This window comes from Burkholderia lata (assembly GCF_902499025.1).
Taxonomy (GTDB): domain Bacteria; phylum Pseudomonadota; class Gammaproteobacteria; order Burkholderiales; family Burkholderiaceae; genus Burkholderia; species Burkholderia lata_C.
On the sequence record NZ_CABVPW010000007.1, the window covers coordinates 189319 to 199865 of the forward strand.

Consider the following 10547-nt stretch of genomic DNA (forward strand, 5'->3'; position numbering starts at 1 on the left):
CAAGATGAGTCTTTCAACAGCCGATCCGCTGAGCCGCGCCGGGGCTTTGGCGTCGCCGTCTATCGCAACAAGGCTCAAGGCGGTGGAGCAGGCGATCAATCCGTTGCTCGAAGGCGCGCGAATCCTGCTCGGCGCGCTGGCAGACAGACCCGAAATTCTCGACGCGGATTCGGTTGTCCGTCGGCGACGTTGGCTGGAGCATGAAATCCGGCTCTTCACGCGAATGTGTGGCGAACTCGACCTCCGGCCGGAGCATGTCCGCAACGCAAGCTATTGCCTGTGTTCCGCGCTCGACGAGGCCGCGATGCAGGTGAGTTGGGGAAAAGGCGAAGCGACCGGTGCCGAATGGCAAGTCAATGGACTGGCTGCCGCGATGGGGCACGATCGTCAGGGTGGAGACCGTGTTTTCCAGTTGATCGACGAGGCGTTGCGCAGCCCGCGCGAGCATCTCGATCTGATCGAGTTGTACCAGAACATACTCGACCTCGGTTTTCGCGGCCGCTACCGATTTGAGCGTGATGGCCCTAAGCGATTGCAGGTCGTTCGTGAGCGCGTGCACGACGTGGTTGTGACCGGCGGGCTGCGCATGCGTGATGCAAGCGAGCCGGTCAGATCAATGCGACAGACGGTCGATCCGTGGGTACGTCCCCTGGTCATACGCCGATCACGCATCGGAGCCGTAGTCGGCCTGGCTATTGCGTTGCTGGTGGGGGCTGCCGGATATGCCGCAGTGGACTATTGGGCCCGTCTGAAAGAGGTGCGGCGCGTGTCGCCGTTTGACTTGCTGGCACGCGATCTGGAACAGCGACTCCGTGACGAGGTCGCCGCTGGGAATGTCGAACTGATCCGGGATCCTGCGCGTAACACCTTGACGCTTCGCTTTGGCGGCATGTTTGCGCCTGGCGATGTTGCGGTGGCACCGTGGGGTGCTTCCGTCGTGGCTTCAGCCGGACGGGAAATCGCAACGATGACCGAAGATGCGACTGTCCGAGTGGCGGGATACGCGGACAGTGCGCCGGCCAGTTCAGCGCGTCAGGTTTCCAACCAGGCGCTTTCCGAAGCACGTGCCCGACATGTTGCCCAGATTCTTGTTGCGGCTGGTGTACCGGTGCCGAGCATCAGCGTAGAGGGGCGCGGTGATGCTGAATCGTTGGCGGACAATAGTACTGAGTCGGGGAGGGCAAGGAATCGCCGCGTCGAAGTGATCGTTTCGGATTAACGCAGGAAAACTTCGCTCCGGTGGTTTTCCCTGCCCGATACTAGCGCCTCACTCCGGCAAATCCCTTTGACTGATATCCGGCTCGCTCCCCCCGGAATTGAGATACTCGATCTTCTCCATCCGCTGCCGTGCCAATTCCGGCTGCTGATTCGTCACACCGATCACGAGCGCTTCTGCAAGCGCGAGCGCCGGCACATTGGTCTGTAGCATCGCGAACGGCCGCCCCTGAATCCGCAGCACGATCTCGGCAAACTCGCCGATCGGCGAGTGCCATTCGTCCGTGATCAGCAGCACACGCGTGCCGAGCCGATGCGCGGCCTGCGCGAACCGGATGCTGTCCCGCTGATAGCGGCGGAAATCGAAAATGACGAGCACGTCGCCGGACCCCATGTCCGCGAGCGCGACCGACGCCAGATTGACGTTCGGTTCGACATACTGAATATGCGGTCGCGCATAGGCGAGGGTGAACGAAAACAGCGAAGCGAGCGGCGCCGTATAGCGTCCGCCGCCACAGAAGATGCGGACATCCGGCTTTGCCAGCAGCGTCACGGCCGCATCGAACGCGGCCGCGTCGAGCCCTTCGATCGTGGTGGCCAGCGACTGCGAGAGCCGCTGGAAGATCGCCGTGTGACTGTCGCGCATGCCGGCAGCCGAGTGGAACGCATCCATCCGCGCGAGCGGCGAATTCATCGCGGTGTCGATCTCGCCGTACAGCGCCTGCTGGAACGACGAGTAGTTGGGAAACCCGATCCTGACGACGAAGCGAAACACGGTCGGGTCGCTCACGTCGGCCTGCTTCGCAAACTGCGCGATGGGCCCCAGCCCGAGACTGGGATAGCGATCCAGCAGCGCCTGCGCGACCTTCTGTTCCGACGGCGTGAAGCTATCCATCTGGGATAACAGCAACGCCCTGATGCTCGTCCCCATCGGGCACTCCGACTTTCCTATCCGTATGACAAACGGCAGACCTGCGTCTGCCGGCGAACCCACGCATGTTAGCCGATTGACGTACAGCCGGCCGCGCACGTTCCGAAATTAGAGGGACGTATCGCACGACCGACGGCTCACCTGTTAGTGTAATAAAACAAACATCTCTAAAGAAGTTGCGCCGACCATGATCCGGCCGATATTCAGTGATAACCCTAGGTTTTAGCGCAAAAAAGCGAGTGCTATGATCGCGGCCTCGCTGGAATGTATTGTTTATTACATGTTCGATTGACGTGTCGGCACGCGCCGACACGGCGTCGCGTTCCGGCATGCAACGGTTTATTTGTCTGGAGGATCCCGTCATGAGGCGGCTCGTAGTACTCACCCTGTTGTCGGCCATGAGCGTGTGCGCGTTCGCGGCATCGGACCCCGCGGTTGAAGCGAAGAACGGCATGGTCGTTTCGTCGCAGCATTTCGCGTCGCAAATCGGCGTCGACATCCTGAAGGAAGGCGGCAACGCGGTGGACGCCGCGGTGGCGGTCGGCTACGCGCAGGCCGTGACCAATCCGTGCTGCGGCAACATCGGCGGCGGCGGTTTCATGACCGTCCACCTGGCCGACGGCCGCGACCGCTTCATCAATTTCCGCGAAACCGCGCCGGCCGCGGCTTCCGCGAACATGTATCTCGACGCGAAGGGCAACGTCATTCCGGACGACAGCCTGTACGGCTATCGCGCGGTCGGCGTACCGGGCACGGTTGCCGGCCTCGATCTCGCGCAGCGCAAGTACGGCAAGCTGACGCGCAAGCAGGTCATGGAGCCGGCGATCCGGCTCGCGCGCGACGGCTTCGTGCTGACGCGCGCCGATACGGACATCCTCGACACGACGATCGACCGCTTCAAGAAGGACCCGGATGCGGCCCGCATCTTCCTGCGGGCGGACGGCACGCCGCTGCAGCCGGGCGATCGCCTGGTGCAGAAGGACCTGGCCCGCACGCTCGAGCGCATCGCGGAGCAGGGGCCCGACGCGTTCTATCACGGCGAGATCCCGAAGATCGTCGAGGCCGCGGCCAGGAAGGGCGGCGGCCTGATCACGGCGGCCGATTTCGCGTCGTACCGTGCGCAGGACATCGCGCCGCTGACGTGCACGTATCGCGGCTACGAGTTCGTGTCGGCTCCGCCGCCGAGCTCGGGCGGCGTGACGATGTGCGAAACGCTGAACATCCTCGAAGGGTACGACATGCGCAAGCTTGGCTACCATTCGGCCGCGGCGGTGCACTACATGACCGAAGCGATGCGCCATGCGTATGAAGACCGCAACACGCTGCTCGGCGACCCGAACTTCATCGACAACCCGGTCGCGAAGCTGACGAGCAAGGACTACGCGGCGCAGATCCGCAAGAGCATCCATGCCGATACGGCGACGCCGTCGGTCGACGTGCAGCCGGGTGTCGGCGTGCACGAGAAGCCGGAGACGACGCATTACTCGATCATCGACCATGACGGCAACGCGGTATCGACGACGTACACGGTCAACGGCCGCTTCGGCGCCGTGGTCATCGCGCCGGGCACGGGCTTCTTCCTGAACGACGAGATGGACGACTTCACCGTGAAGGTCGGCGCGCAGAACCTGTTCGGTCTCGTGCAGGGCACGCGCAACTCGATCGCGCCGGGCAAGCGTCCGCTGTCGTCGATGGCGCCGACCATCGTGAAGAAGGACGGCAAGGTGTTCATGGTGGTCGGTTCGCCGGGCGGCTCGCGCATCATCACGATCACGCTGCAGACGGTGCTGAACGTGATCGACTACGGGATGACGCCGCAGGACGCGGTCACCGCGCCGCGCATCCACCACCAGTGGCTGCCCGACGAGGTCTATTACGAAACCTACGGCCTGTCGCCCGACACGCTCGCGATCCTGCGCAACATGGGCTACAAGATGGTCGAGCAGACGCCGTGGGGCGCCGCCGAGCTGATCATGGTCGGCCTGCCGGGCACCGAAGCGGCGAGCCGCCAGAGTTCCGGAAACGATTCGTCCGTGTCCGGCAACGTGCGTGTCGGCTTCATCTACGGCTACAACGACCCGCGCCGTCCGGCCGGTTCGGCGATCGGTTACTGACCTGCACTGATCGCATCATGCTGAATCGCTGCCGCCGGCATTCGCCCTCGCGCGAATGCCGTTGCGGCGGCAGCACGTCAGTTCGCGGACATCCGCGAGTTTGACCGGCGCCGGTGCCCGTGCCCGACATACCGGGCACCACCGGCTCGCCACGCGCGCGCCCTGGCACGGCACGGGATGCGCGTCTTTCATCCGTCAACTTCTTCCCGTGCATCGAATTCCGTTATGAACAAACGAATGTCCGCGGCAGGCTGGATCCTGCTCGCGATGGCGGCCGGCATCCTGATCGGCTACATGATCTATACGCAAATGCCGGACAAGCAGGCCGCGACGGAGATCGCCGGCTACATCTCGCTGGTGTCCGACGTGTTCCTGCGGCTGATCAAGATGGTGATCGGCCCGCTGGTGTTCTCGACGCTGGTCGTCGGCATCGCGCACATGGGCGACGCGTCGTCGGTGGGCCGCGTGTTCGTGAAGGCGCTCGGCTGGTTCATCACCGCGTCGCTGATCTCGCTGCTGCTCGGGCTGCTGATGGCGAACCTGCTGCGCCCCGGCGAGAACCTCGGGCTGCCGCTGCCGGATATCGGCGCGTCCGCGCATCTCGCGACGTCCAAGTTCACGCTGAAGGATTTCGTCGGCCACATGGTGCCGAAGTCGATCGCCGAAGCGATGGCGAACAACGAGATCCTGCAGATCGTCGTGTTCTCGATGTTCTTCGGCGTCGCGCTCGCGTCGCTCGGCGAACGCGCCAGGATCCTTGTCGCGGCGATCGACCAGCTCTCGCACGTGATGCTGAAGATCACCGGTTACGTGATGAAACTCGCGCCGCTCGCGGTGCTGGCGGCGATGGCGTCGACCGTCGCGATCAACGGCCTGTCGATCCTGCTGAAGTTCGCGGTGTTCATGGGCGACTTCTACCTGAGCCTGTTCCTGCTGTGGGGCACGCTTGTCGCCGCCGGGCTGCTGTTCCTCGGCCGCCGCGTGTTCAAGCTCCTGGTGCTGATCAAGGAAGCGTTCATGCTGTCGTTCGCGACCGCGAGCTCGGAGGCTGCGTATCCGAAGATCCTCGATGCACTCGACCGTTTCGGCGTGCGCCGCAAGATCTCGAGCTTCGTGATGCCGATGGGGTATTCGTTCAACCTCGACGGCTCGATGATGTACTGCACGTTCGCGTCGCTGTTCATCGCGCAGGCGTACGGCATTCACCTGTCGCTCGGCACGCAGGTCACGATGCTGCTGATCCTGATGCTGACGTCGAAAGGCATGGCAGGCGTGCCGCGTGCGTCGCTCGTCGTGATCGCCGCGACGCTGCACCAGTTCAACATCCCGGAAGCCGGGCTGCTGCTGATTCTGGGCGTCGATACGTTCCTCGACATGGGCCGTTCGGCCACGAACGCAGTGGGCAACTCGATCGCCAGCGCGGTGGTCGCGAAATGGGAAGGCGAGCTGATGCCGGAAGCAGAAGCCGAAGCGAATGCGGCGCGGCTGGATGCGGAAGCCGAAGCACGCATGAACGAGGCGGTTCGCGATACGGATCGCGTCACCACTGCCTGAAGCGGAATCCCGGGTCCAATCCCGGGTTTTCAGGCCGCTTCGGCGGGGCGGGCCGCGTCGATGCACGTGGCCAGCACCATCGCGGCGGCGTTGCCCGGCGTCGAGCCGAGCAATTGCGGCGCAAAGACACTGTCGCCGATCTCGATTGGCTGCCCCGACAGCGCGCACACACCGCGCTTGCGCGTGGTGAACAGCCGCCACTTCTGATAACCGTAGTGCCCGGTGCACGCGTCGCACCATGAAATCATCACGGTGTCGGCCGTGGGCCGCTCGAGCACGCTGATGGACGGTTTGCTCGTCGCGTCCCACGACGGCAGCCGGTCGCGCGTGACGCTGCGCCGACGCGGCGCGCCCCACGAGACGGACGGCATGTCGAAGCTGCTGATCGCTGCGACAGTCATGAGCCAGGGCGCTAAATGGTTGTTCATGTCAGTTTTCCTCGAAACATTACGCGACACCGCCACGCGCGGTATCAGGACAGGCGGATGCGCGGCTGTACGCAGCCGTTGATCCGTTCGGCGATCCATAGCAGGGTCGCCTTGGAGAAGCCGTGCAGCGCCTGCTGGTGCCGCCGGTAGAGCATCAGGTGGCTGAACTGCGCGAAACGCCCCTGGATGAAGCCGCCGCGAAAGAACCCGAACTGCCCGAGCGTGCCGAACGCGTCGTAGTCGCTGATCGATACGAGCGCGCCGAAATCGTGGAACGCGAACGGCGGAATCGGCTTGCCGTCGAGCCACGCGGGCAGGTGCTTCGCGAGATGCTCGGCCTGCTGCGTCGCGACCTGCGCGGTGGGCGGCAGCGGCCGTTCGTGGCCGTCGGGCAACAGGCTCGCGCAATCGCCGATCGCGAACACGTGCTCGTCGCCCGTTGCCTGCAGCGTCGGCCCGACGACGATCTGGTTCGCGCGATTCGTGTCGAGCCCGTCGAGCGCCTGCATGAAATCGGGCGCCTTCACGCCGGCCGCCCAGACCATCAGGTCTGCTTCCGCAAACGAACCGTCGCCGTAGTGAAAGCCGTTCGCGTCGGCCGACGTGACGCGGGTGGACGTCAGCACGTGAAAGCCGATCTGTTCGAGCCTTCGCTGCGCCGACGCGGAAATCCGCGGCGGAAATGCGGCGAGGATGCGCGGGCCGCTTTCGAGCAGCGTGAGATGCAGCCGCTCGCGCACCGTTGCGTCGCCATACGCCTGCGCGACTTCCAGCAAGCGGCTCAGCTCCGCCGCGAGTTCCACGCCGGTCGCGCCCGCACCGACGATCGCGACGCGGAACGGCTCGTCGCGCGCGATGCTGCGAAATACGCGCACCCGCAACGCTTCGTTGAAGGTCTCGGCCTGCCGCTGGCTGTCGATGAAGTAGCAGTGCTCGCGCACGCCCGGCACGCCGAAATCGTTGGCCTGGCTGCCGAGTGCAAGGATCAGCACGTCGTATTCGAGTTCGCGTGGCTCGAGCACCAGTTCGCCGTCCTGCGAGCGGATCTCGCCGAGCTGCACGCGGCGGCGCGCACGATCGAGCCCCTTCAGTTCGCCGGGCTGGTACGAGTAGCCGTGGTCGCGTGCATGGGCGAGGAAGATCACCTGCTGCTGCTGCACGTCGCGCGTGCCGGCTGCGATCGTGTGCAGCATCGGCTTCCAGATGTGGGTCGGGCTGCGGTCGATGACGGTGACCTGGGCGCGCCCGGACCGCCCGAGGCGCTCGCCCAGGCGGGTGGCGAGCTGCAGTCCGGCGATCCCGCCGCCAACGATGACGATGCGTGTAGGGGTTGTCATGGATAAATCATCGAGTGATGAATAAGGTATGATCCTAGCGCTTCCCCGCTTCGCGTGTCAACGGAGTGGGGCAGGTCACCCGGTTTTCGGTGTCGCTAAAGCGGGGCCGGAACATGGGGTATTCGCATCATTCAAGGAGAGCAGGAGAACGTGGCTGAAGTCACTGAGCGCGCGCCGGCCAAGCGGCGTATGCGAGGGCGGCCGCTGGCCGGGGCGTCCGTGGGGTCGGACGTGATATTGCGGGCCGCGCGTCGCACGTTCGCGAAGCGTGGTTACGACGCCACGAGCGTGCGCGAAGTCGCGCGCGAGCTGGGGGTCGATGCGGCGCTGATCGCGCACCATTTCGGTACGAAGGAAACGTTGTGGCTGGCGGTCGTCGAGCAGATCGCCGACCTGGCCGTGCCGATGTTCGACGCGCTGCGCGCGTTGCGCACGTCGCCGCTGTCGCATCGCGACCGCGTGCTGCGCGCGATCGAGCTGTGTGTCGAGCACGAGTTCAACGAGCCCGACATGGGCATGTTCTTCTCGACGGCGGCGACCGAAGTGAGCGGGCGGCTCGACCGGCTGCAGGAGCGGATCGTGCGCCCGTATTACGACGTGCTGTTTCCGCTGTTGTCGGACGGCGTCGAGGCCGGCGTGATCCGCCCGGTCGATCCGACCGTGCTGTTCTTCATGTTCGCGAGTGCGATCGGTACGACGGTGTCGTACAGCCACATGATGCTGGAGTACACGTCGCTGCCCACGCAGCAGGACGCGTTCCGGAAGGCCGTGATCGACGTCGCGTTCAACATCGTCGGCGGCTGAGCGCCGCGCGCGGTCACGCCGCCAGCACCAGCCCCAATTCACGCACCGCGCTTCGCGCGGTTTCGCGCAGCGCATCGCCGAGCGGCGATGGCGCCCGGTACGCGAGCGGGCTGCCCGCATCCCTCAGTTCGCAGAACGTAATGCCTTGCGGTTGCATCGGCACGAACAGGCGCGGCATCAGCGCGACGCAGATGCCGCCCGCGACGAGCCCGGCCGTCGTCTGCATCTGGCGCGGTTGCGTGGCTCGCCGGGCCGCGTGCGTCGTTCGTCACCGGCGCGACGATCGCGGTGAACGGCGGCTGGCGCGTCGGGTGATGCAATCTTCGACGGCGGCCGGGCAAGGCATCGCGCGCCACGCCCGGTCCGCTGGTCATTCGATATCCGTGGGCGGCTTGTCACCGAGCCAGCGCCGCGCGCCGGGGCCGTTGCGGCCCGCGCGGTCTTCCGGGTTCGTCAGCTTGCAGCGCTTCAGCGACAGGCAGCCGCAGCCGATGCATTCGTCGAGGTTGATGTAGAGCCGCTGCAACTCCTCGATCCGGCTCGCGACGCGTTGCTTCCAGCCGCGCGACAGCCGCTGCCAGTCCTTGTTGCTCGGTGCGGTGTCCTCGGGGAGGCTGACGAGCTGCTCGGCGATTTCGTCGAGCGAATAACCGATCTTCTGCGCGAACACGATGAACGCGATCAACCGCAGCACCGCGCGCGAGTAGTGGCGATGGCTCGAGCCGTTGCGGTGCGACTTGATGAGCCCGCGCGTCTCGTAGAACCGCAGTGTCGACGCCGGCACGCCGCTGCGTGCGGCCACTTCGCGAATCGACATCAGCGGCCATTGCGGGATTTCCTGGATACCCATGTTGCCCCTCCGGGAAAACTTGACTTGAAGTTAACTTCAACTTTTATGCTACGCGGCAGTTTAACCCGTCGCGAGGCATCATGCTCTCCTTATCCCTACGCAGGACGTCGCCTTTGGGCGCGGCCTGTGCACTGCTGCTGGCGTTGTCGGGCTGTCACGACGGCAAAGGCGCATCGTCGGCCCAATCCCTTCCCGAAGTCGGCGTCGCCACCATCGCGCCGCGCACGATCCGCCTTGCGGACGAATTCAACGGACGCGTCGAAGCGGTCGACGCAGTCGAGCTGCGGCCGCGCGTGAGCGGCTATCTGCAACGCGTCGCCTACAAGGAGGGCGACCTGGTCGCGCAGGGCGCGCTGCTGTTCGAGATCGACCCGCGCCCGTACCGGATCGCGCTGGATCGCGCGAACGCGCAGTTGCAACGGGCCCGTGCGGCCGCAAGCCTCGCGAACGTGCAGCTCAAGCGCGTACAGACGCTGATCGATGCGCATGCGACGTCGCAGGAAGAACTCGACAACGCGCGCGCCACGGCCGAGCAGGCGCGTGCGGACCTGCAGGCGGCCGAAGCGGCCGTCGCCGATGCGAAGCTCAATCTCGGCTTCACCGAAGTGCGTGCGCCGATCGCGGGCCGCGTCGGCCGCGCGGTCGCTACCGTCGGCAACCTGGCGCGCGCGGACGACACGCTGCTGACGACCGTCGTGTCGCAGAACCCCGTCTACGTGTATTTCGACTGTGACGAACAGAGCTACCTGCGCTACAACGCGCGGCGTGCCGATCCGAAGCATCGGGCGATCGGCGCCGATCCGGTGCGTGTGGGCCTCGCAAACGAGACGGGCTTCCCGCATGCGGGCACCGTCGACTTCCTCGACAACCGGCTCGACCCGCAAACCGGCACGATCCGCGCGCGCGTGCGGCTGCCGAATGCGGACCATACGTTTACGCCGGGCCTGTATGCGCGCGTGCAGCTCGTCAGCGGCCGCGATCAGGATGCGCTGCTCGTCGACGACAAGGCCGTGCTCACCGACCAGGACCGCAAGTACGTGTACGTGATCGGGCCCGGCGACAAGGCGCTGCGCCGCGACGTGACGATCGGCCGCGGGCTGGATGGCGAGCGGATCATCGAGAAGGGGATCCAGGCGGGCGACCGCGTGGTCGTCGACGGGATGCAGCGGATCTATTATCCGGGCGCGCAGGTGAAGCCGAAGGCGCTGCCCGTACGCGCCGACGCCGGTGCCGGCAATGGCGCGGGCAACGGCCCGGGCAACGGCACGCAGGCCGTCGCGGATGCCGGCGCGCCGGCCGCGCAATAACGGGAGA

Annotated in this window: 9 protein-coding genes and 2 pseudogenes; 6 read left to right on the forward strand and 5 right to left on the reverse strand. The window is 65.5% G+C overall.

All coding sequences use genetic code 11. From position 1 onward, the window contains the following. The first annotated feature begins 4 nt into the window (after positions 1-4). Positions 5-1219: a type IVB secretion system protein IcmH/DotU gene (gene icmH / locus BDI24065_RS09615; RefSeq protein WP_175031034.1), complete on the forward strand. Its 1215-nt coding sequence runs from the start codon at positions 5-7 to the stop codon at positions 1217-1219. Positions 1220-1267: 48 nt separating this feature from the next. Here icmH and BDI24065_RS09620 read toward each other — a convergent pair whose 3' ends face one another. After that, on the reverse strand, positions 1268-2146 hold the full coding sequence (locus tag BDI24065_RS09620) for a MurR/RpiR family transcriptional regulator (protein WP_175031079.1): 879 nt from the start codon (positions 2144-2146) through the stop codon (positions 1268-1270). Positions 2147-2508: 362 nt separating this feature from the next. Between BDI24065_RS09620 and ggt the strand changes: the two genes are divergently transcribed. Together ggt and BDI24065_RS09630 are read left to right on the forward strand one after the other, a co-directional pair. Beyond that, positions 2509-4260, forward strand: a complete 1752-nt coding sequence (ggt, locus tag BDI24065_RS09625) for a gamma-glutamyltransferase (RefSeq protein WP_175031035.1) — start codon at positions 2509-2511, stop codon at positions 4258-4260. A gap of 225 nt (positions 4261-4485) precedes the next feature. Then, on the forward strand, positions 4486-5814 hold the full coding sequence (locus BDI24065_RS09630; RefSeq protein ID WP_175031036.1) for a dicarboxylate/amino acid:cation symporter: 1329 nt from the start codon (positions 4486-4488) through the stop codon (positions 5812-5814). 29 nt (positions 5815-5843) lie between these two features. Here the strand turns inward: BDI24065_RS09630 and BDI24065_RS09635 are convergent, their stop codons facing one another. Continuing rightward, positions 5844-6242, reverse strand: coding sequence for a DUF3331 domain-containing protein (locus tag BDI24065_RS09635; RefSeq protein ID WP_175031037.1), 399 nt, complete (start codon positions 6240-6242; stop codon positions 5844-5846). Positions 6243-6286: 44 nt separating this feature from the next. Beyond that, entirely contained in the window at positions 6287-7579 is a 1293-nt protein-coding gene (locus tag BDI24065_RS09640) for an NAD(P)/FAD-dependent oxidoreductase (RefSeq protein ID WP_175031038.1), read from the reverse strand. A gap of 150 nt (positions 7580-7729) precedes the next feature. Here BDI24065_RS09640 and BDI24065_RS09645 point away from each other — a divergent pair, with 150 nt between their 5' ends. Further along, the gene (locus BDI24065_RS09645; RefSeq protein ID WP_175031039.1) at positions 7730-8383 is read left to right on the forward strand and encodes a TetR/AcrR family transcriptional regulator; all 654 of its coding nucleotides are present in this window, start codon (positions 7730-7732) and stop codon (positions 8381-8383) included. Positions 8384-8396: 13 nt separating this feature from the next. Here BDI24065_RS09645 and BDI24065_RS09650 read toward each other — a convergent pair. Further along, positions 8397-8639: pseudogene (locus BDI24065_RS09650) on the reverse strand (LysR family transcriptional regulator); the annotation flags it as partial. Here BDI24065_RS09650 and BDI24065_RS41020 point away from each other — a divergent pair. Further along, positions 8612-8698, forward strand: a pseudogene (locus tag BDI24065_RS41020) (SDR family NAD(P)-dependent oxidoreductase); the annotation flags it as partial. The pseudogenes BDI24065_RS09650 and BDI24065_RS41020 overlap by 28 nt on opposite strands. Positions 8699-8753: 55 nt before the next feature. On the opposite strand, the gene soxR reads toward BDI24065_RS41020, so the two are convergent. Then, the gene (gene soxR, locus BDI24065_RS09655) at positions 8754-9233 is read right to left on the reverse strand and encodes a redox-sensitive transcriptional activator SoxR (protein WP_175031040.1); all 480 of its coding nucleotides are present in this window, start codon (positions 9231-9233) and stop codon (positions 8754-8756) included. A gap of 80 nt (positions 9234-9313) precedes the next feature. Between soxR and BDI24065_RS09660 the strand changes: the two genes are divergently transcribed. Next, positions 9314-10540, forward strand: a complete 1227-nt coding sequence (locus tag BDI24065_RS09660) for an efflux RND transporter periplasmic adaptor subunit (protein WP_175031041.1) — start codon at positions 9314-9316, stop codon at positions 10538-10540. Positions 10541-10547: the final 7 nt, after the last annotated feature.

What these genes read in the sequence shown, in the direction of transcription:
- icmH (WP_175031034.1), top strand. Translation starts at nt 5, where the DNA reads ATGAGTCTTTCAACAGCCGATCCGCTGAGCCGCGCCGGGGCTTTGGCG.
- BDI24065_RS09620 (WP_175031079.1), bottom strand. Translation starts at nt 2,146, where the DNA reads ATGGGGACGAGCATCAGGGCGTTGCTGTTATCCCAGATGGATAGCTTC.
- ggt (WP_175031035.1), top strand. Translation starts at nt 2,509, where the DNA reads ATGAGGCGGCTCGTAGTACTCACCCTGTTGTCGGCCATGAGCGTGTGC.
- BDI24065_RS09630 (WP_175031036.1), top strand. Translation starts at nt 4,486, where the DNA reads ATGAACAAACGAATGTCCGCGGCAGGCTGGATCCTGCTCGCGATGGCG.
- BDI24065_RS09635 (WP_175031037.1), bottom strand. Translation starts at nt 6,242, where the DNA reads ATGAACAACCATTTAGCGCCCTGGCTCATGACTGTCGCAGCGATCAGC.
- BDI24065_RS09640 (WP_175031038.1), bottom strand. Translation starts at nt 7,579, where the DNA reads ATGACAACCCCTACACGCATCGTCATCGTTGGCGGCGGGATCGCCGGA.
- soxR (WP_175031040.1), bottom strand. Translation starts at nt 9,233, where the DNA reads ATGGGTATCCAGGAAATCCCGCAATGGCCGCTGATGTCGATTCGCGAA.
- BDI24065_RS09660 (WP_175031041.1), top strand. Translation starts at nt 9,314, where the DNA reads ATGCTCTCCTTATCCCTACGCAGGACGTCGCCTTTGGGCGCGGCCTGT.